Origin of the sequence: Pseudoduganella sp. UC29_71 (assembly GCF_042693265.1) — a bacterium.
Taxonomy (GTDB): Bacteria; Pseudomonadota; Gammaproteobacteria; order Burkholderiales; family Burkholderiaceae_D; genus Rugamonas.
In genome coordinates this window covers 682,423-699,842 of record NZ_CP170549.1, presented here as the reverse complement: position 1 = coordinate 699,842, position 17,420 = coordinate 682,423, and the positions used below count along the sequence as shown (strand labels likewise).

Annotated in this window: 19 protein-coding genes and 1 pseudogene; 11 read left to right on the top strand and 9 right to left on the bottom strand. The window is 66.6% G+C overall.

What is annotated here, in order from left to right; all coding sequences use genetic code 11:
• Window positions 1–14 precede the first annotated feature (14 nt).
• The 9 genes from ACFJI2_RS03100 to ACFJI2_RS03060 form a co-directional block, all read right to left on the bottom strand.
• Window positions 15–1,691 (bottom strand): DUF692 family multinuclear iron-containing protein, encoded by a 1,677-nt coding sequence (locus ACFJI2_RS03100; protein ID WP_377703702.1) that lies wholly within the window; start codon window positions 1,689–1,691, stop codon window positions 15–17.
• 49 nt (window positions 1,692–1,740) lie between these two features.
• The gene (locus ACFJI2_RS03095; protein WP_107877889.1) at window positions 1,741–2,007 is read right to left on the bottom strand and encodes a DUF2282 domain-containing protein; all 267 of its coding nucleotides are present in this window, start codon (window positions 2,005–2,007) and stop codon (window positions 1,741–1,743) included.
• Window positions 2,008–2,185: 178 nt separating this feature from the next.
• Window positions 2,186–2,365 carry a hypothetical protein gene (locus ACFJI2_RS03090; RefSeq protein WP_107877891.1) on the bottom strand — a complete coding sequence of 60 codons (180 nt, stop codon included), beginning with the start codon at window positions 2,363–2,365 and terminating at the stop codon, window positions 2,186–2,188.
• 94 nt (window positions 2,366–2,459) lie between these two features.
• Window positions 2,460–2,660: a YjfB family protein gene (locus tag ACFJI2_RS03085; protein WP_107877893.1), complete on the bottom strand. Its 201-nt coding sequence runs from the start codon at window positions 2,658–2,660 to the stop codon at window positions 2,460–2,462.
• A 52-nt stretch (window positions 2,661–2,712) separates the two neighbouring features.
• Complete coding sequence (gene mobB / locus ACFJI2_RS03080; RefSeq protein WP_377703700.1) at window positions 2,713–3,258, bottom strand: molybdopterin-guanine dinucleotide biosynthesis protein B; 546 nt, start codon at window positions 3,256–3,258, stop codon at window positions 2,713–2,715.
• A gap of 11 nt (window positions 3,259–3,269) precedes the next feature.
• Window positions 3,270–4,220 carry a general secretion pathway protein GspB gene (locus ACFJI2_RS03075; protein ID WP_377703699.1) on the bottom strand — a complete coding sequence of 317 codons (951 nt, stop codon included), beginning with the start codon at window positions 4,218–4,220 and terminating at the stop codon, window positions 3,270–3,272.
• 1 nt (window position 4,221) lies between these two features.
• The gene (locus tag ACFJI2_RS03070) at window positions 4,222–6,051 is read right to left on the bottom strand and encodes an AAA family ATPase (RefSeq protein ID WP_377703698.1); all 1,830 of its coding nucleotides are present in this window, start codon (window positions 6,049–6,051) and stop codon (window positions 4,222–4,224) included.
• Between the two features lie 48 nt (window positions 6,052–6,099).
• Complete coding sequence (locus ACFJI2_RS03065) at window positions 6,100–6,570, bottom strand: hypothetical protein (RefSeq protein ID WP_377703697.1); 471 nt, start codon at window positions 6,568–6,570, stop codon at window positions 6,100–6,102.
• Window positions 6,571–6,572: 2 nt separating this feature from the next.
• Window positions 6,573–6,758, bottom strand: a complete 186-nt coding sequence (locus ACFJI2_RS03060) for a hypothetical protein (protein ID WP_056403149.1) — start codon at window positions 6,756–6,758, stop codon at window positions 6,573–6,575.
• A gap of 226 nt (window positions 6,759–6,984) precedes the next feature.
• On the opposite strand from ACFJI2_RS03060, the gene ACFJI2_RS03055 reads away from it, so the two are divergent.
• The 11 genes and pseudogenes from ACFJI2_RS03055 (at window position 6,985) to nagZ (ending at window position 17,411) form a co-directional block, all read left to right on the top strand.
• Window positions 6,985–7,272, top strand: coding sequence for a hypothetical protein (locus ACFJI2_RS03055; protein WP_377703696.1), 288 nt, complete (start codon window positions 6,985–6,987; stop codon window positions 7,270–7,272).
• Window positions 7,273–7,455: 183 nt separating this feature from the next.
• Window positions 7,456–7,935: pseudogene (locus tag ACFJI2_RS03050) on the top strand (GIN domain-containing protein); the annotation flags it as partial.
• A gap of 97 nt (window positions 7,936–8,032) precedes the next feature.
• A complete protein-coding gene (locus tag ACFJI2_RS03045) occupies window positions 8,033–8,824 on the top strand; it encodes a GIN domain-containing protein (RefSeq protein WP_377703695.1) in 792 nt (263 codons plus the stop codon).
• A gap of 282 nt (window positions 8,825–9,106) precedes the next feature.
• The gene (locus ACFJI2_RS03040; protein WP_377703694.1) at window positions 9,107–9,991 is read left to right on the top strand and encodes a BadF/BadG/BcrA/BcrD ATPase family protein; all 885 of its coding nucleotides are present in this window, start codon (window positions 9,107–9,109) and stop codon (window positions 9,989–9,991) included.
• Between the two features lie 71 nt (window positions 9,992–10,062).
• Window positions 10,063–10,740 (top strand): GntR family transcriptional regulator, encoded by a 678-nt coding sequence (locus ACFJI2_RS03035; protein ID WP_377705793.1) that lies wholly within the window; start codon window positions 10,063–10,065, stop codon window positions 10,738–10,740.
• Window positions 10,737–11,852 (top strand): N-acetylglucosamine-6-phosphate deacetylase, encoded by a 1,116-nt coding sequence (gene nagA / locus ACFJI2_RS03030; protein ID WP_132139490.1) that lies wholly within the window; start codon window positions 10,737–10,739, stop codon window positions 11,850–11,852. Before ACFJI2_RS03035 ends, nagA begins: the two co-directional genes overlap by 4 nt.
• Window positions 11,842–12,855, top strand: coding sequence for an SIS domain-containing protein (locus ACFJI2_RS03025; protein ID WP_107877909.1), 1,014 nt, complete (start codon window positions 11,842–11,844; stop codon window positions 12,853–12,855). The genes nagA and ACFJI2_RS03025 overlap by 11 nt, the downstream gene beginning before the upstream one ends.
• 176 nt (window positions 12,856–13,031) lie before the next feature.
• The gene (locus tag ACFJI2_RS03020; RefSeq protein WP_377703693.1) at window positions 13,032–14,258 is read left to right on the top strand and encodes an ABC transporter substrate-binding protein; all 1,227 of its coding nucleotides are present in this window, start codon (window positions 13,032–13,034) and stop codon (window positions 14,256–14,258) included.
• The gene (locus tag ACFJI2_RS03015) at window positions 14,255–15,121 is read left to right on the top strand and encodes a carbohydrate ABC transporter permease (protein WP_107877913.1); all 867 of its coding nucleotides are present in this window, start codon (window positions 14,255–14,257) and stop codon (window positions 15,119–15,121) included. Before ACFJI2_RS03020 ends, ACFJI2_RS03015 begins: the two co-directional genes overlap by 4 nt.
• Window positions 15,118–15,927, top strand: coding sequence for a carbohydrate ABC transporter permease (locus ACFJI2_RS03010; RefSeq protein ID WP_377703692.1), 810 nt, complete (start codon window positions 15,118–15,120; stop codon window positions 15,925–15,927). Before ACFJI2_RS03015 ends, ACFJI2_RS03010 begins: the two co-directional genes overlap by 4 nt.
• Window positions 15,924–17,411 (top strand): beta-N-acetylhexosaminidase, encoded by a 1,488-nt coding sequence (nagZ, locus tag ACFJI2_RS03005; RefSeq protein ID WP_377703691.1) that lies wholly within the window; start codon window positions 15,924–15,926, stop codon window positions 17,409–17,411. Before ACFJI2_RS03010 ends, nagZ begins: the two co-directional genes overlap by 4 nt.
• The last annotated feature ends 9 nt before the right edge of the window (window positions 17,412–17,420 follow it).

Sequence of the window (17,420 nt, the reverse complement as noted above, 5' to 3'; positions counted from 1 at the left end):
GCAGGGCTGCGTCGTCAAGTCGGTGTACTGATGGCGCGGAACACGGCGTGCTCCAGCCATTGCTGCAAATGCGTGGCGACGTCGAAGGCTTCATCGATGTCGAAAGCGGCGTCCAGTACGGCGCCGAAGCTGCCGCCGGACGCCAGCACGGCTAGCGCGGCGTGACTGGCGGGCGTGAGCGGCAGCAGCACCATTTTCCAGCGCGGACGGGCAACCAGGGCGTGGCTGGGGCGGTCCATATGGTCCGGGAACGGCGGGCCGTCCGGCTGGTGTGCCTGCCACAGCTGCACCACGTTCCAGTCCGACGCGAACAGGCTGCACGCCGGGCGCAGCGGCAGGTGCGCAGCTTCGATTTCTTCGGGCGGCACGGCGGCCACGTCGGCGGCTGTTACGGCAGGCGCATCGGGGGCGTAGTGGGCGCGGTGCAGCGCCCATTCGAGGCGGGCCATGTCGGGCAGGTACGGCAGGTCGGCCGTGTGTGGGAAATCGGAAAGGAAAGCGGCGAAGTCGGCGCCGAACTGGTTCAGGTCGCCGCTTGCGGATGGATGGGCGCGGCCGTATTCGCCGCTCAAGCCGCCAAAGAATTCCTCGCCCACCAGTTGCGCAATCACCGGGTAGGCGTTGGACAACGTCTTGTGCCAGGTGGTGCTCATGTTGCCGCGATACAGCGCGTAGCGGTGCTCGTTGGCGTCGCCCCGGAACGTGGCCAGCGCAGGGGCGGATGCGGCCACGTCGAGCAGGCCGGCGGCGAACGCTTGCTGGGTTTCGGCCAGCGCCGCCAGCCGGGCGGCCGGCGCGGCGTCCACGTTCGGCACCGCAACGCGCATCGCAGCGACGTCCAGCGGCGCGGGGGTGAACTTATCGGCGATTGCGCGCGCTTTGGCGGCCTCGCCCAGCAGCACGTCCAGCTCGGGAATGTCGGTGTCCCACTCGATCAGCGTGGGCAAGGGGCCGAAGCGGCGCAAGGCGGCTTCGTACAGCGTCCAGACGGGATCGGCAACCGTCGCGCCATGGTGGTCGATCACCGCGTCCGGTGTCGCCAGATGGCCCGCGAGGTGGAACTCGCCCACCGTGCCGGGCGCAATGGCGGCGATGGCGGCGAGCGCGTCCTCGCCGTGGTTGCACTGGTTCACGTACAGATTATTGATGTCCAGCAGCAGCCCGCAACCGGTGCGCTGCGCCAGCGCGGCCAGGAACTCCGCTTCGCTCATGGCATCGTCGCGGAACCGCACATACGTGGACACATTTTCCAGCAAAATCCTGCGCTGCAGCCTGTCCTGCACGCGCTGCACGCGCTCGCTCAGCAGGTCCAGCGCGGCGCCGTTCAGGGCCAGCGGCAGCAAGTCGTTCAGGTGCCGCCCGAACACCGCCCCCCAGCACAAATGCTCGGACACCAGCGCCGGCTGCACCGCCCGCACCAGCTCCCGCACGCGCTCAAGGTGCTGCTCCGAAAAGCCGCGCGCCGAACCCAGCGCCAGCCCCACGCCATGCAGGCTCACCGGATAGTCGCGCCGCAGCTCCTGCAGCACATGCCAGTCCCATCCGCCCAGGTCGAGATAATTCTCGGTATGGACTTCGAGCCAGCCGGCGGGTGGCCGCTGCTCCAGGAAGCGGCGGTAATGCGGCGCCCGCAGGCCAACGCCGACGCCCAGTGCCGGAGCAGCTTGGGCAGGTGGGACGTCGCGTGGCATGACCGTGGCTCTGCGGACGGTTAATGGGCTGTTAATGGGCGGTTAACGATTACTTGGCTGGCGCGGTGGTTTTGCCGCCGGCTTTTTCGCAAGTGCCCTTGGCTACATACTTCCACTCGGTAGGAGCGTTGTCGGCTTTTGCCTGGCCTGCGCACGAGTGCGAGCCGTTGGCCGAAGCGCAATCGTTCTGGCCGGCCTTCACGATGCCGAAGCACTTTTCCTTGTCGGCCGACGCTTCCATGGCCGAAGCGGACACGGTAGCGGCGCTGCAGACGGTGGCCAGGGCGGCGGCGATCAGGGCTTGACGTTTGTTCATGACTATCTCCTAGGTAAATAAGGTTATCTCTCTTGGTGCGCAGAAATCTGCGACTGAAGCATAGTCGCGCACCGAACACGCATCCTTACACATTTTTTTAAATTCACAAAAGAAAAAGCCCGGAGTCACCGAGGCAGTGAATCCGGGCTAGCTGGTGCGCTTGCAGCGCGTCAGGACATCAAGCGGCAGGCGCTGCCTTCTTGACCTTCTTGTGAGCGGCTTTCTTATGCGCAGTCTTCTTGTGCGCGGCTTTCTTGTGCACAGGAGCGGCGGTTTCGGTAGCTGCGACAGGTGCTTGAGCGAAAGCGGTGCCCATGGCGAAGGTGGCGGCGATAGCGGCGGCGATCAGTTTCTTCATTTGGTGTTTCCCTCGATGTTGTCCGTAAGAACTTCCTACGTAGGGCATTAACGCAGCTCGACGCCCTTGAGTTGACGCAATCTGAGAGGAAAATTTAAGCCGTGGTGTTGATATTGTTGCCGAGATTGGAAGGCAGGTTGGATGCCTTCGGCACAGGAGGGATCGCTTCGATCAGCGCCTGCGCGCTCGATGCCTGGACATCCTGGGCTTTTTTCTGCACGGCCAGGGCCACGTCCTGCTTGATGCCGGTGTCGGCGATGCTGGATGCTAAGCGTGCAATTCCTGAAACGTCCATGACTTTCTCCACTATGGGGTATCCCCTGTTTACGGACGTTTTTTTGCAAGCTTTAGGGCGCCGGCGAAATTATTTTCAGGCGCTGCCGCAGCCAGGCCAGGATGGCAGGCGGATGGTTCAGGTCGAGCCAGGCCAGGCCGTCGCGCAACTGGTCGGGGCGGGGCTGGTCGGAGGCGACTGCCATGATGTTAGCGTCGTCCGGGTAGAGCGGCGGGCGGCCGGCGGCGGGGCGGTAGACTTCCAGCTTGTCGTAGGGATAGGATTTGAAGCCTTCAACCAGGGTCAGGTCGGCTGGCGACAGGCGGGCCAGCTGCTCGTACAGGGTGGGCTCCGGGGCGCCGCGCAATTCCCGGATGATGGCGAAGCGGTATGGCGAAGCCACCATCACTTCGGCTGCGCCGGCCATGCGCAGGCGGGCGGAATCCTTGCGCGGCGGCTCCAACTCGAGGTCGTGGTGGCTGTGCTTGATGATGTTGACGCGAAGGCCTTGCGCCGACAGTTGCGCCACCAGGAATTCCAGCAGCGTGGTCTTGCCGCTGCCGGAGGTGCCGACGATGCCGATGACGTTGCTGGGGAGCGCGGGGAGGTCTTGGTGCATCAGGGAGTCTTTCAGTACGGCACGCGGTAGCGGTAGCCCTTGAAGGTGAAGATGGCGCCTTTCGGCAGCAGCTTCTCCAGCACCAGGCCGGGGGCCACTTCTTCACCTTCGCGGCGCAGGATTTTGTCGATCAGCACGAGGCGGTCGGCGGGGTTCTTGGAGTACATATAGCCGCCCATGGCGATCGGCGGGATGCTGCGCTGGATGGGTTCGGGCAGTTCGCGCAGCAGCTGGACGGGCTCTTCCGGGGCCTCGGCGACCGGGGCCGGGGTGGGCTTGGCAGGCTTGGCAGGCTTGGCAGACGATGTGGCGGGTTTGGAAGGTTCGGCAGAGGCGTGTACTGACGGCGCAGCTTGTGCGGCTCGCGATGGCGCTGGCGCGGCAGGTACCGGGGCGGCGGCGGGCGGTGCTAGCGGCGCGGCACCGGCGAGGGACGCGGCGGGCGACGGGCGGGCATCCAACGGCGCGCGCGCGGCGGACAGCGTGGGCGCGGCGGTCGCCGGCACAGGCGCGGGCGCATCGGTCGCCTGCATAGGCGCGGGTGCGGCGGTCGTCGGCACAGCGGCGGGTGCGGCGGTCGTCGGCACAGCGGCAGGTCCAGCGGTCATCGGCACAGCAGCGGGCGCGGCGGGCGCCGGCACAGCGACTGGCACGGCGGGCACGGAGGATCCGGCGGTCGTCGGCGCGGCGGCGGCAGGTGCGGCGGCGTTGGTCTGACCGGCTGCGGCGACTGGGGAAACGCCGGGGGCGGCGGGGGCGGCGGGGGCGGATTGATGGCGCCAGGCCAGCGCGGCGGCGCCTGCTATCGCGACGGCAGCGGCGGCCAGCGCCAGCGGTTTCCATGGCGTGCCGGCGGCGCTGCGCGGGGCGGCGGCGTCCAGCGTCGGAGCGTGGATGGTCGGCGTGGCACCCAGCTGGCGTTCCGCTTGCGCCTTCTTGAGCGCTTCAAGTATGTACGACATATTATTTCCCCGCCACGGCCACGTCGGGCTTAGCCGCCGCCAGCAGGCGCGGTTCGTTCACGCCGCCCAACTGGTTCAGCCTGATAAAAGTCTTCGGTCCGGCTACGCCGTCCGCCTTCAGGTTCTGGCTGAGCTGGAATTCGCGCAGCAGGCGCTGGGTTTGCGCGTCCATCGGACGGTTCTCCTGCGGCTTCGCTGCGCCGTTCAGTGCGGCCAGCCGCTTGGCCAGCCAGTCCACGTCCGGCCCGTGGTCGCCGGCTGTCACCTCGTCGCGCCAGCCGCGCGGCGTGCGCCACAGCGTGATGAAGCTGCCATCGAAGCGGCTGGCCAGCGCTTCCAGCCTGACGGCCTCACGCTTGCCCGCAACCTCCAGCGTAGCGCCCTGCCCGTCCATCGCGGTCAGCACTGCAAAGCGCGGCGACACCGGGTCGTCGATCAGCTTGAGTACCGCTGGGCGGTCCAGCAAACGCAAGTCGTCCAGCCCGCCTTTGCCGAACAGGCAGCGCAAGTTCTGCCTGGCGGCCGCGGGGCAGAATTCTCCTGGAGGCACCGTCTGGCCCCACAGCGATGCCATCTGCCGCAGCGCCACGTCCGACGTCGCCACGGCGGCGGCCGCCGGCTGCTGGCCAGGCCCCGCCTGCGGTACTCCGCCAACGGACGCAGGCACGACCGGCGGCGAGCCCGCGCCTGCCAGGCCTGGCGCTGCAACCGCGCCGGACTGCGCCTTGCCCGCATCCGGCTTGACGCCAGTCTGCGCACCGCCGGCACCGGCCATGACACCGTCGACAACGCCCGCTGGCGCCCTGCCCGCACCGGCTAATGCGGGCGCTTGCGCGGCACTACCGGCAGACGCCCCGTGCGACAGCGCTTGCACGGCACTCCCGGCAGGCGCCCCTTGCGACGGCGCATGTGGCATCAGTTGCCAGGCGGCGGTGGCAGTCAGCGCCGCGCCGGCCAGCACGCCTGCAGCAATGGCGGGCCACAGCCGCCGCGCGGGCACTGCGCCGGACTCGGTGGCGAACACCTCAGCGGCGGCGCGGCGCAAGATCGTGCGCGTCACTTGCTGCGCGTTTTCGACATAAGCACCCAGCATGGCCCGGTCGCACAGCAAGTTGATACGGCGCGGCACACCCTTGGTCAATTGATGGATCTGCTGCATCAGCCCGCGCGGAAACGGCGCCACGCCAACCGCGCCCGCCACCGCCAGACGGTGGCCGATATAGCTGCCAGTCTCTTCCACCGACAGCGAACCCAGGTGATAGCGCGCAATCACGCGCTGCGCCAGCTGCTCCAGTTCCGGCCGCGCCAGCATGGCGCGCAGTTCGGGCTGCCCGATCAGGATGATCTGCAGCAGCTTGCGCTCGCTGGTTTCCAGGTTGGTCAGCAGGCGCAATTGCTCCAGCACGTCGGCCGACAGGTTCTGCGCCTCATCGATGATGAGCACGTTGTTGCGGCCCTGCGCATGGCTCTCCAGCAAGTGCAGGTTGATGGCGTCCACATAGCCCTTGACGCTGACCGCGCCCGCCCCCTGCGGCGGTAACGTAACGCGGAACTCATCGCAGATCGACAGCAGCAGCTCCTCCACCGTCAGCTTGGGATTGAAGATATAACCCAGCTGGCAATTCTCCGGAATCTGCTCCATGAAGCAGCGGCACACGGTGGTCTTGCCGGCGCCGATCTCGCCCGTCAGCAGCACGAAGCCGCCGCCGCTGTTCACGCCATACAGCAAATGCGCCAGCGCTTCGCGGTGGCGTTCGCTCATGTACAGATAGCGCGGGTCGGGCGCGATGGAGAACGGCGATTGTTTCAGATTGAAAAATTGCGTGTACATGTAGTCCCTGGATGAACGCCCGGCCAAGCCCGCACAGCGGCCCCGCCGTCAGCGCAGGGCGGGCGGCAGCGGCTTGAACTTGGCGCAGTATATCTTGGCCCTGCGGTCGGCATACACGATGCGGCTGCCAGGCTTGGCCTCCCGCACAGGGTAGCGCGAACTGTCAATTTTCGCATACCGCAGCCCATCCTGGGCAACGATGGCTTCTTCCAGCTTTTCCGGCGTGCTTTCGGCCACCGCGCCCACGAATACCATGGGCCAGGTGTCGTCGCTGACGATCACTTCCACGATCTCGGTGCCCCACAGCCGCGCATCCTGCGTGCGGAACCACCAGGCGCCGCCTTCGCGCTTGTACGGCGGCCCGAAAAACTTGACCATGTAGTCGTAATAGAAACGGTTGCTGGTTTCGTCGCGGCACAGCAAGCCGCCGCCGATGACAGTGCCGAACGTGGTGGGCGGCGCGGCCCGGACAAGCGGAGCGGCTAGCAGCAGGCTCAGCGCGAAGAGTAAGGGCCGCATTACTAAATTTTGGACATCCAGGCGCGGTTGGCGCTGATCTTGGCTTTGGCGGCCGCCGGCAAGGCGTCATAGCAGCCCGGATATTGCTTCAGCGCGCTCTCGCGCACTTCCTTCTGCAAGCCATTAATCAGGAAAACATAGAGGGTTCCGCCTTCACTGGTTTTCTTGGTCCCTATGTATTTGATCATGCTGATTCTCCTTCCCGGCTTGGCAGATGCTCTGCCGGCGTCGCTCTGCAACCATTATGACAGTTCTGCAGCCGTGCAACAGCACTAAGAGTGGCAATGCCGCGACACAGACAGCCGCCATAATTGCTGATTCTAAAATTGTGCATTGCGATTATGCGTCTTTTTCACCCCAATCCCGCTGTATACACTGGGCTCATATTGATGTTTCCCAACAAGGAGCCAGACCATGAAAACCCTGAAACTGATCGCTGCCCTGACCGTCCTGACCGCTTCCTCGGCCTTCGCCGCCGACGCGCCCAAGGCCGACGCCCAAGCCGAAGCCAAACCTGTGCTGCTGGCCAGCGCCGCCGCGCCAGCCGCAGTAGCAACGGCAGCAGCGGGCGTAGCCGCGCCAGCAGCCCAAATCAAGAAGGACGGCGGCCGCTCGCGCGCCGAAGTGCAGCGCGAGGCGGCGGAGGCGGTGCGCACCTATGAAAACACGCTGTCCAGGGACCTGAGCTTTTACACCAAGTAATCCCCCGCCCGGCCGCGCAGCCCGCAAGGGCCGCCGGCCGGCTGCATTTCAGCGCCGCTATTTTGCAGTTGATCCCGCGATTTCGCGCTTTCATCCCATTCCGCCCACCGGCCGCTGCTTTTTATCATATTGTTCACACACTTCCCGCCCCTCCTGGGATGAATACTACAGTGTGAAAACTATATGAATAAGCTGATCAAACAAACGGCCTTCGTCTCCCTGCTGGTAGCGGGGGGCGCCATCTCCCAGGCCAGCCTGGCGGAAACCGCACCTTCCAACGCAGTCGCCAACGAATCGCGCCCGGTCGCGGCGTTCACGGCCATCGAACTGGCCGGTCCGTACAACGTCGTCATCAAGGACGACGGCGGCCGCGCGGTGGAGGTGCGCGGCACCCGCAAGCAGCTGGACAACCTGGAAACCGTGGTGGTGAACGGCACGCTGATCGTGCGCCCCGTCAAACGCAACGGCTTCTCCTTCCACTTCGGCAAGACCGCTGAAGCGCCCACCGTGCGCATCAGCGCAGCCGGCCTGAAAAGCCTGGTGGCCGGCGGCAGCGGCGACGTGCGCGCCGACCTGCTCAAGGGCCAGCAGTTCGCCCTGACCGCCAGCGGTTCGGGCGACGTGGAAGCCAGCGGCGCGGTCGGCAACCTGGTGGTGCGCTCCGGCGGCAGCGGCGACCTGGACATGCGCCAGCTGAAAAGCGGCAGCGTGAACCTGCAGATCGAGCGGATCGGGCGACGTGCAGGCCGGCGCCATCAGCATGGACCTGAATGCCGAACTGAGCGGCTCGGGCGACCTGGATGCGCAAGACCTGCGTACCAACACCGTCAACGCGCTGATGCACAGCTCGGGCAGCGTGACGCTGGGCGGCAGCAGCAAGGAAATCCGCGCCGAGATCACCGGCTCGGGCGACCTGGAAGCGTGCAACCTGTCCGTGGAAAACGCCAGCGCCATGCTGCGCAGCTCGGGCAATGCCTGCATCGCCGGCAACATCAAGAAATTCGACGCCGAAGTGCATGGCTCGGGCGACCTGAGCGCGCGCGGCCTGGCCAGCAACAATGTGCGCGTGATCCTGGACAGCTCGGGCAACGTGGAACTGTCCGGCACCAGCAACACGCTGAGCGCCGAAGTGAACGGCTCGGGCGACCTGAACGCCAAAGGCCTGGTGGTGGCGCGCGCCGTCACCCGCAACCGCGGCCCCGGCAACATCTACCTGAAGAAGGTGAGCGATACGCTGGACGCCGAAGTGCGCGGTTCGGGCGAGCTGAAGACCTGGGCCGAATGCAAGGACGTGAAAGTAACCATGAGCGGCCCCGGCCAGGTCCACCTGGACGGCAACACGGCCAACCTGAACGCCCGCCTGACCGGCTCGGGCAACCTGGAAGCGCGCGGCCTGGTGGCCAAGCAGGCCGACGTGGTGGTGCGCGGCCCGGGCGCAGCCTGGGTGCACGTGCAGGGCAAGCTGAACGCCGAAGGCAAGCCATCCGGCATGGAAGGCTCGCGCATGGTGATAATAGACCGCAGCGGAGTGAAATCCGGCAGCGACAATTGACGGTGGGGGCGGGCCTGCGGGTCCGCCCAGCCAGACTTTCCCGAACGCCCGGCCCCGAGCCGGGCGTTTTTGCGTTTACCACCGAAAAATTGGCCTTATGCCAGACCAGATTCAATACCAACACCGCAAAATATTTTATCCTTATAAACCATGGAGTTAAGCCTGCATTGCCAGCATGGAAAGCAAGTCCACTTCATCAAAATACAATACCAGTTAAATACCTGTTGACAAGCTGGTTAGGCAACCATATAGTGCCCCACAGCTCCTCACACAGATATGAACATGATTGAATTCCTAATCGGCGTCGACGGCGGCGGCAGCGGCACCCGCGTGCGCCTGATGCGCGCCAACGGCGCGGCGCTGGGCGAAGGCGAAAGCGGCCCGTCGGGCCTGCTGCACGGCATCAAGAACGCCTGGTCCTCGGTCGAGGATGCGGCTGCCAAGGCCTTCAAGGCCAGCGGCCTGGACTACCCGGCGCGCGAGCGCATCGCCATCGGGCTGGGCCTGGCGGGCGTGCACAACCGCCAGTGGGCGGCCAACTTCGTGGCGGCCAATCCCGGCTATGCGGCCGTGGCGCTGGAAACGGACGCCTACACCACCGTGCTGGGCGCGCACCAGGGCCAGCCCGGCGCCATCATTGCGCTGGGCACCGGCAGCGTGGGCGAGATCCTGCTGGCGGATGGCAGCCGCAAGGAAGTGGGCGGCTGGGGCTTTCCCGCCGGCGACGAAGCGGGCGGCGCCTGGATCGGCCTGCGCGCGATCAACCATATCCAGCAAGTGATCGACGGCCGCGTGGAAGGCGGCGCCTTCGCGGCCACCGTCATCAACGCCTGCGGCGGCGAACGCAACGCCATCCAGGTGTGGCTGGCCAACGCCACGCAAACCCACTACGCGCACCTGGCGCGCATCGTGCTCCAGCATGCGGACAGCGACGAAGTGGCGCGCGGCATCCTGCTTGAAGCGGGCCGCCAGGTGGCGCTGATCGCGCACGCGCTGGACGCGTCCGGCAAGCTGCCGATCGCGCTGTGCGGCGGGCTGGGCGAGCCGCTGCGCGCCTACCTGCCGTCCGAGCTGCTGCGCCGCATCGTCGCGCCGCAAGGCGATTCGGCTGCCGGCGGACTGCGGCTGATCCAGCAGCACCTTCAACAGAACCACTCCAACCCCTGAGCAAGGAGCCACCCGTGCTAGACCAGTTGAGCGATTTCAGGCCAGACCATGAAAGCGACACGCCGCTGTACATGCAGCTGGCGAACAAGCTGTCCGACGGCATCGCCAGCGGCGACTGGCGCGCCAACGAAGCGCTGCCGTCCGAACGCGTGCTTTCGGAAATGCTCGACATCTCGCGGGTGACCGCGCGCAAGGCCATCGACATGCTGTGCGACCGCGGCATGCTGACCCGCAAGCGCGGCTCCGGCACCTACATCACGCCGAAACTGGAACAGCCGCTGTCGCGCCTGACCAGCTTCTCCGAAGAGCTGCGCCAGCGCGGCTTCACGGCCGGCTCGCGCTGGCTGGCGCGCGAGATCGGCGTGGCCGCGCCGCTGGAACTGCTGTCGCTGGGCCTGTCGCCCAATATGCCGGTGGCGCGCCTGAAGCGCCTGCGCACGGCCGACGACGTAGTGATGGCCATCGAGACCACCACCATCCCGGCCACCTATATGCCCAACCCGCACAGCGTGACGGGCTCCCTGTACGGCTACCTCGAAGCCAACGGCACGGTGCCGATGCGCGCCCTGCAGCACATCCGCGCGGTCAACGCCACCACGGAACAGGCCAAGCTGGCCAATATCCAGCCCGGCGAAGCCATGCTGCACATCACGCGTGTGAGTTATCTGGAAAACGGCGCAGCGGTGGAACTGACACACTCCTACTGCCGCAGCGATTATTATGAATTTGTAGCGGAGTCGCGCAGATGAGCGATGTAACAATCCAAGGCAATATCCTGACCCCGGCCGGTTGGCTGAGCGGCGCAATCACGTTCGGCGAGCGCATCGCCGGCATCCACGGCGCGGCGGCCGACCCGCAGCAGAACGGCGACGACTACATCCTTCCCGGCTTCATCGACCTGCACGTGCACGGCGGCGCCGGCAAGGACGTGATGGAAGGCGGCGACGCGGTGCACACCATTGCCCGCATCCACGCGCAGCACGGCACCACCAGCATGCTGGCCACCACCATGACCGCGCCGCCGGAAGACATCGACATTGCGCTCACGGCCATCGGCAAGGCCGTGCGCCAGCGCGGCAAGAACGAGGCGCGGGTACTGGGAGCCCACCTCGAAGGCCCCTACATCAACTCCGGCAAGCTCGGTGCGCAGCCCAACTTCGCGCGCGCCGCCACGCTGGCCGAAGTGCAGCGCCTGGAAACCATGGCGCCGCTGCGCGTGATCACCGTGGCGCCCGAAATCGCCGGCCACCTCGGCCTGGTGCGCGAACTGGCCGACGAAGGCATGCGCGTGCAGATCGGCCACACGCTGGGATCGTACGAAGACGGCGTGGCGGCGCTGGAGCACGGCGCGGCCGGCTTCACCCACCTGTTCAACGCCATGAGCGGCCTGCACCACCGCGAGCCCGGCATGGTGGGCGCCGCGCTGGCGCACGCCGAATACGCCGAACTGATACCGGACCTGCTGCACGTGCACCCGGGCGCCATCAAGACCGCGCTGCGCGCCATTCCGCGCCTGTACTGCGTGACCGACTCCACCGCCGCCACCGGCATGCCGGACGGCGAATACATGCTGGGCCGGCACACCGTGCACAAGTGCATGGGCGGCGTGCGCCTGCCCGACGGCACGCTGGCCGGCAGCACCCTCACACTGGACCAGGCGCTGCGCAACCTGGTCGGACTCGGACTGGACCTGGCGGACGCCTCGGCCCGCGTCTCAACCCATGCTGCCGACTACCTCGGCCTGCAGGAACGCGGCCGCCTCGCGCCGGGCGCGTATGCCGATCTGGTGGTACTGGATCGCGATCTCAAACTCAAAGCCGTATATATCGAAGGAGAACGTTGTGACCTCAATGATGCTTAAAGAAGCCCTGTCCGCCGCTGAATGCGTCGCGCTGCAACTGGCGAACGACGCGGACCGCTACGCGGAGCTGGGACGCAAATTGAGGAGCACGCCCTTCTCGACCGCGCTGACCGTGGCGCGCGGCAGCTCGGACCACGCCTGCAACTACATCGCCTACCTGATCATGGCGCGCCTGGGCCGCGTGGTGGCCTCGCTGCCGATGTCGCTGGTGACGCTGCACAAATCGCCGCTGATCACGCGCGACACGCTGACCATCGCCGTCTCGCAATCGGGCCAGAGCCCGGACGTGGTGGAACCGATCCGCTACTTCCGCGACGGCGGCGCCACCACCGTGGCACTGGTGAACGACATCGACTCGCCGCTGGCGCACGCCGCCGAATGGTCCATGCCGCTGCGCGCCGGCAAAGAGCAAAGCGTGGCCGCCACCAAGAGCTTCATCACGTCGCTGGTGGCAGGTGCGCGCCTGGTGGCGCAATGGCAGAACGACCCCGAGCTGCTGGCCGGCCTGCAGGCGCTGCCCGAGTCGCTGCTGAAAGCGACCGAAGCCGACTGGACGCCCGCGCTGGACGTGCTGGCCCCGGCCAAGAACATCATGGTGGTGGGACGCGGCATCAGCTTCCCGGTGGCGCTGGAGTCCGCGCTCAAATTCAAGGAAACCTCGGCGCTGCAAGCCGAAGCGTTCAGCGGCGCCGAAATCAAGCACGGTCCGATGGCGCTGATCGACGAAGGCTACCCGCTGCTGATCTTCGCCACCCGCGGCCCGACCCAGGCCGGCCTGCTGGCCCTGGCCGACGAAATGCGCGGCCGTGGCGCGCGCGTGCTGCTGGCCGCGCCGGACGACGTCGCATCGCGCGACCTCACCCTGCCGGTTGCCGCCACGCCGGACCTGGACCCTATCGTCGCCATCCAGGCGTTCTACGTGATGGCCGCCAAATTGTCCGCCGCGCGCGGCCTGGACCCGGACCGCCCGCGCCACCTGAGCAAAGTCACCAAGACCAATTAAGAGCCGGCGGGTTACGGCTGCGCCTGACCCGCCCTACGCACCCGATGCGGTGCACCGCCATTCCCGGACCCTCGATGAAAATCAAATCACTACTGGCAGCATTGATGGTCCTGGGAAGCGCAACGTGCGCCCTCGCCGCGCCGCCGATACAGAAAATCGAATTCTGGACCTTCAGCATGAAGCCCAAATTCACGCCCTATTTCGACGGCCTGGCGCGGCGCTACGAAGCCACCCATCCCGGCGTCAAGGTTGAATGGGTGGACTTCCCCTGGGACATCATCCAGACCAAACTCGTGACCCGCATCGTGGCCGGCACCCCGCCCGCGCTGGTCAACCTGAACGTCCCCTGGGCCGACGAATTCGCCCGCGACGGCCTGCTCACGCCGGTGGACGATCTTCTGCAAGGGGCGCGCCAGCGCTACCTCGCCAGCACCCTGGAAGACCTCACCTTTGGCGGCAAGACCTACGGCTTCCCGATGTACAGCAACGTCGCCGTCATCACCTACAACACCGAGATCTTCAAAGCCGCCGGCCTGGCGCGCGCCCCGCGCAGCCTGGATGAGCAGCTCGCGTTCGCGCGCCAGATCGCGCAGCGCACCGGCAAGGCCGGCCTGTGCCCCGCCCTCGCCAAGATCGACGGCCTGATGATGCAGCAAGGCCTGCCCGTCATCAAGGACGGCCGCGCCGCCTTCAATTCTCCCGCGCACGTGGCGCTGATCGCCAAGCTGGCCGAGACCTACAAGGCAGGCGGCCTGCTGAAGGACAGCCTGTTCGCCGAGGACAACTTCCCCGCCGCCATCGACGCCTACAAGGGCGGCCGCCTCGGCATGCTACTCGCGCCGCCGACGGCCGTGAAACGCATCGAAACCGACGCCAAAGACATCTACGCCAAGACCGACGTCGCCCCTGCCCCGCTAGGCCCGACCGGCATCGCCGACGGCGGCTGGCTGGTGCATTTCGCCGTGCCGGCCGGCGTGGACAAAAAGCTGCTGCCGCAGATCGGCGAATTTGCCCGCTACCTGACCAACGACGCCAACCAGCTCGCCTTCGCCAAACAGGCCAGCGTCTACCCCGCCGCTGCCGACGCCGCGCGCGACCCGTTCTTCCTGGCCGTGCCGCCCAACGCCGGCGCCGCCGAAAAAGCCGTCAGCGCCGGCGCCGTCTCCATGCCGCACTCGCACACCCTGTACGTCTCCGGCGTCACCGACTACGACGAACTGCGCCGCGCGCTCGTCAAAGCCGTGGAAGCCGGCGTCACGGGCCGCCAGGACATCCAGCAAGCGCTCGACGCCGCCGCCGCCATCTGGAACAAAAAACTCGCCCGCCAAAACAAGCTGAGCCGCATTCGGGGTCAGACCCCGAATGCGGCTCAGCTTGTTTTGGTTGCGGGAGCGGTGCTGTGAGCGCGCGCCGCACTACGCTGACGGCGTGGCTGTTCTTGGCGCCGGCGCTGGTCTTGCTGGCGGCGTTTTCGTTCTGGCCGGTGGGCTTCGGCTCTTACCTCGCTTTCACAGACTACAGCCTGATCCGCCCGACCTCGTGGGTAGGCCTGGATAACTTCCGCTACATCTTCGATAACGAGATGTTCGTCACCGGCCTGAAAAATTCGCTGGTGTTCCTGCTGATGGTGCCTTTCGTTCAGGTCGGCGCGCTGGGCCTGGCGGTGCTGGTGAATAACCAGCTGCCCGGCATCCGCCTGTTCCGCGCCGCGTTCTATGTGCCGGTGGTGACCACCGTGTCCGTGGTCGGCATCATGTGGGGCTTCATGTTCCACGAGCAGGGTGCACTCAATTACGTGCTGATGGCGCTGCGCTTCGTGGACGCGCCCATCGGCTGGCTGTCGAACGATACGCTGGCCCTGTTCTGCATCATGTTCGTCACGCTGTGGCGCGGCCTGGGCTGGTATATGGTGATGTACCTGGCCGCGCTGCAGGCCGTGCCCGCCGATATGCAGGAAGCGGCCATCCTCGACGGCGCCAACCGCTGGCAGCGCTTCTGGAAAATCACCGTGCCCATGCTGCGCCCCACCATCATGGTGTGCACCATCCTGTCCGTGCTGGCCGCGCTCAAGGCCTACCAGGAGGTGGACGTGCTTACCCAGGGCGGCCCGATGAACTCTACCTTCACTGCGCTGTACTATTCTTACGACCAGGGACTGAAGCACCTGAAGCTGCCGCGCGCGCTGGCTGCCAGCTTCGTGGTCTCCGTGTTCTGCGTCGGCATCGCCATGCTGTGCCTGCGCTACCTGAAGCCGAGGCACAAATGACGGCGCGCACCTTGCTGCACTACGCCGCACTGTGCGCCATCGCGCTGGTGTGCGTGTTCCCATTCTGGTGGACGGTGGTGACGGCCGTCTCCACCGACGGCAACATCTTCGCCTTCCCGCCGACCTTCTGGCCCAAGTCGCCGTCGCTGGCGAACTTCGAGGAGGCGTTCCGCGTCATCCCTTTCCTGGCCTTCTTCAAGAACTCCATCCTGATCGCCGCCTTCACGGTGTTCTGGAAGCTGGTGCTGTGCTCCATGGCCGCCTATCCGCTGGCGCGCATGCACTTCAAGGGACGCCAGCTGGTGTTCGGCCTGATCCTGGCCACGCTGGTGCTGCCGTCCGAGGTGAACTTCCTGGTCAACTTCATCACGGTGACGAAACTGAGCCTGGTGGACACCTACGCCGGCGTGATCCTGCCGAACGTGGTGACGGCCGTCGCCATCCTGCTGCTCAAGCAGGCCTTCGAGGAGGTGCCGCAGGACCTGATCGACGCAGCCCGCGTGGACGGCGCGTCCGAGTGGATCATCTTCACCCGCATCATGCTGCCGCTGATCGCACCGTGGCTGGCCACGGTCGGCATCCTGACGGCGGTGGAGGCGTGGAATGAATACATCTGGCCGTCCATCGTGATGAGCAAGCCGGACGAATTTCCGCTGTCGGTGGGCGTGCTGTATTTGCGCGGCACCTTCGGCAGCAGCACCCGCGTGATCGCCGCCGGCACGGTGCTCACCATCCTGCCCACGCTGGCAGCTTTCCTTTTCACCCAACGTTATTTCATGCGCGGCATGGACGGAGCAGTCAAATGAATCACCAGGAACTTCGAAAAATTGCGGGTCAGCTGATCATGATCCGCTTTCCCGGCACGGTGCTGGACGCGGCCACGGCCGATTTCATCCGCACCAACAGCATACGCGGCGTGTGCCTGTTCCGGGGGAACATGACGGACTCCGAGCAGCTGGCAAAGCTGACCGCCGACCTGCGCGCCGTGATGGGGCCGGAGGCGCTGATCGCCATCGACCAGGAAGGCGGCGCCGTGGTGCGTTCGACCTGGGTGCCCGCGCCGCCCGCCGCCATGGGCCTGGGCGCAGCCGACGACACCGACCTGGCCTACCGCACCGGCGCCGCCGTGGCGCGCGCGGTGAAGTCGCTGGGCTTCAACTGGAACTTCGCCCCGGTGCTGGATTTGAACAACAACCCGCACAATCCGGTAATCGCCGAGCGCTCCTTCGGCGCCGAACCGCAGCGCGCCGCCGAGCTGGCGATGGCCTGGATGGCCGGCAGCCATGCCGAAGGCGTGGCCTGCTGCGTGAAGCACTTCCCCGGCCACGGCGACACCCACGTCGATTCGCACCGTGACCTGCCCACTGTGGACAAGCCCTTGTCCGAGCTGGAGGACTTCGAGTTCAAGCCGTTCAAGCTGGCCGCGCCGCAAGCGCCCGCCATGATGACGGCGCACATCGTCTACCCAGCCATCGATGCCGACAATCCGGCCACGATGTCGCCCGCCATCCTGGACGGCTTGCTTCGCAAGCAGTGGGACTACCGGGGCGTGATCATCACCGACGGCATGGACATGCACGCCATCGCCGGCCGCTACGGCGTGGGCAACGCGGCCGTGCGCGCGCTGGCCGCCGGCGCGGACATGGTGATGGCGCTCGGCACGCCCGAAACGCAGGACGAAACGCTGAACGCCATCGCCACCGCGCTGGCCGACGGCTCGCTGCCGCAGCCCGCCGTGGACGAGCGCCTGGCGCGCCTGGCGGCGCTGGCGCAAGCCTACCCGTGCAAGCCGCGCTCATACAAGGAAGATGCGGCCGACCGCGCCATCATGGCCGAAGGCTGGCGCCGCGCCCTTACCGCGCGTGGCAATCCGCAGCGCCCTGCCCCCGGCGCCAGGGTGCGCCTGGTGGCGCGCCAGGACGTGGTGAGCGACGGCGTGTCCGAAGCGGGCGTGCCGGCCGCCGTGGTGGCCGCTTCGCTGGGCAGGCTGTTCGACGTGGAGCTGGTCACGTACTGCGACGCGGACGCCTTCGACTGGTCCGCGCTGCCGCAGGACGGCCGCTACACCATGCTGGCCTCCACGTCGCGCCTGCGCTACGGCGCCAAGCCGCGCGCCACGTGGAAGCCGGACCTGCACCTGGCGCTGTGGAATCCCTATCAGGCGCTCGATATCGCTGCGCCGGCGCTGATGACTTACGGCTTCGCCGCACCCGCGCTGGAGGCGGTGAACGCATGGCTGTCCGGCGAACTGGAAGCGCAAGGCCGCTGCCCGGTGCCGGGCTTCGAATAACGCAGCCAT

What these genes read in the sequence shown, in the direction of transcription:
- ACFJI2_RS03020 (WP_377703693.1), top strand. Translation starts at nt 13,032, where the DNA reads ATGAAGCCCAAATTCACGCCCTATTTCGACGGCCTGGCGCGGCGCTAC.
- ACFJI2_RS03065 (WP_377703697.1), bottom strand. Translation starts at nt 6,570, where the DNA reads ATGCGGCCCTTACTCTTCGCGCTGAGCCTGCTGCTAGCCGCTCCGCTT.
- ACFJI2_RS03100 (WP_377703702.1), bottom strand. Translation starts at nt 1,691, where the DNA reads ATGCCACGCGACGTCCCACCTGCCCAAGCTGCTCCGGCACTGGGCGTC.
- ACFJI2_RS03060 (WP_056403149.1), bottom strand. Translation starts at nt 6,758, where the DNA reads ATGATCAAATACATAGGGACCAAGAAAACCAGTGAAGGCGGAACCCTC.
- ACFJI2_RS03075 (WP_377703699.1), bottom strand. Translation starts at nt 4,220, where the DNA reads ATGTCGTACATACTTGAAGCGCTCAAGAAGGCGCAAGCGGAACGCCAG.
- ACFJI2_RS03045 (WP_377703695.1), top strand. Translation starts at nt 8,033, where the DNA reads ATGGACCTGAATGCCGAACTGAGCGGCTCGGGCGACCTGGATGCGCAA.
- ACFJI2_RS03085 (WP_107877893.1), bottom strand. Translation starts at nt 2,660, where the DNA reads ATGGACGTTTCAGGAATTGCACGCTTAGCATCCAGCATCGCCGACACC.
- ACFJI2_RS03055 (WP_377703696.1), top strand. Translation starts at nt 6,985, where the DNA reads ATGAAAACCCTGAAACTGATCGCTGCCCTGACCGTCCTGACCGCTTCC.
- mobB (WP_377703700.1), bottom strand. Translation starts at nt 3,258, where the DNA reads ATGCACCAAGACCTCCCCGCGCTCCCCAGCAACGTCATCGGCATCGTC.
- nagA (WP_132139490.1), top strand. Translation starts at nt 10,737, where the DNA reads ATGAGCGATGTAACAATCCAAGGCAATATCCTGACCCCGGCCGGTTGG.
- ACFJI2_RS03095 (WP_107877889.1), bottom strand. Translation starts at nt 2,007, where the DNA reads ATGAACAAACGTCAAGCCCTGATCGCCGCCGCCCTGGCCACCGTCTGC.
- ACFJI2_RS03090 (WP_107877891.1), bottom strand. Translation starts at nt 2,365, where the DNA reads ATGAAGAAACTGATCGCCGCCGCTATCGCCGCCACCTTCGCCATGGGC.
- nagZ (WP_377703691.1), top strand. Translation starts at nt 15,924, where the DNA reads ATGAATCACCAGGAACTTCGAAAAATTGCGGGTCAGCTGATCATGATC.
- ACFJI2_RS03070 (WP_377703698.1), bottom strand. Translation starts at nt 6,051, where the DNA reads ATGTACACGCAATTTTTCAATCTGAAACAATCGCCGTTCTCCATCGCG.
- ACFJI2_RS03010 (WP_377703692.1), top strand. Translation starts at nt 15,118, where the DNA reads ATGACGGCGCGCACCTTGCTGCACTACGCCGCACTGTGCGCCATCGCG.
- ACFJI2_RS03035 (WP_377705793.1), top strand. Translation starts at nt 10,063, where the DNA reads ATGCAGCTGGCGAACAAGCTGTCCGACGGCATCGCCAGCGGCGACTGG.
- ACFJI2_RS03040 (WP_377703694.1), top strand. Translation starts at nt 9,107, where the DNA reads ATGATTGAATTCCTAATCGGCGTCGACGGCGGCGGCAGCGGCACCCGC.
- ACFJI2_RS03025 (WP_107877909.1), top strand. Translation starts at nt 11,842, where the DNA reads ATGATGCTTAAAGAAGCCCTGTCCGCCGCTGAATGCGTCGCGCTGCAA.